Genomic DNA, 829 nt, shown 5'->3' with positions numbered 1-829 from the left:
CAAAACCAACTATCATATCCCAGAAAATATCGGAGAAACACATGATTTCGAAGGGTTCCTAACCCGTGATTTACGTGAAATGTATGCTGGTTTATATGAAGAAACACCTGTAGATGAAGTGGTAGACGTATTTGCCTTGCGTTACAGCTACCACAATTTGAAAGTATTATTCAAAGAATGGTATACAGAACGAGATTTCTCGCACATGTATATCAACATCGGCCGTTTTTCAATCGAAGCCTTACGGACATTAATGCAAACTGGTGAAGGTAACCAATTCCCAGAAGTCATGAAAGAAGGCGTCCAACATGCACGCGATTATTACGAAGAATACCATGACTTGGACGGCATTTCGATCCTATTGGACCATTCTTACCTAGGCCACTTAAGAGACATCGCTGACAAATCTGATGATCAAGATATGGCGAATACCTTATTGATGATGATTGATTTAGAAAACTTATCTATGGTTGTTCGTGGGATGAAGCAAGGTCGTTCTCGTGGGTTCTTAGAAGCAGTCTTATCTGATGATGGTACTTTTGAAGAAGTGGAACTAGTTAATTTAGCAACTAGCAATGACTATAACCGCGTATTGGATAAATTTGCCAGCTTACCATTTGCAGGCAAGATAAATGACCGTATAAGTGCAAATGATCCAATTGATGTGGTGCAATTAGACAAAAAAATCAAGAAAATTGAGGCCGAAGAAATTCGCCAGGCAGCTTGGGTACCATTTGGACCAATGCCTGTATTGGCATATATTTATTTTAAAGAAAACGAAGTAGCCAATTTGAGGTTAATTTTAAACGCGAAAGAATATGATCTAGAG

Annotated in this window: 1 protein-coding gene; it reads left to right on the top strand. The window is 38.7% G+C overall.

The features are described 5' to 3' along the window. A partial coding sequence (locus tag ACRCJ0_RS16635) for a V-type ATPase subunit (protein WP_431391269.1) occupies window positions 1-829 on the top strand: 829 nt, incomplete at both ends.

The organism is Aerococcus sp. L_32, assembly GCF_050689315.1.
Note: the sequence above shows the minus strand (reverse complement) of the source record. Positions and strands in the feature narration are given on the sequence as shown.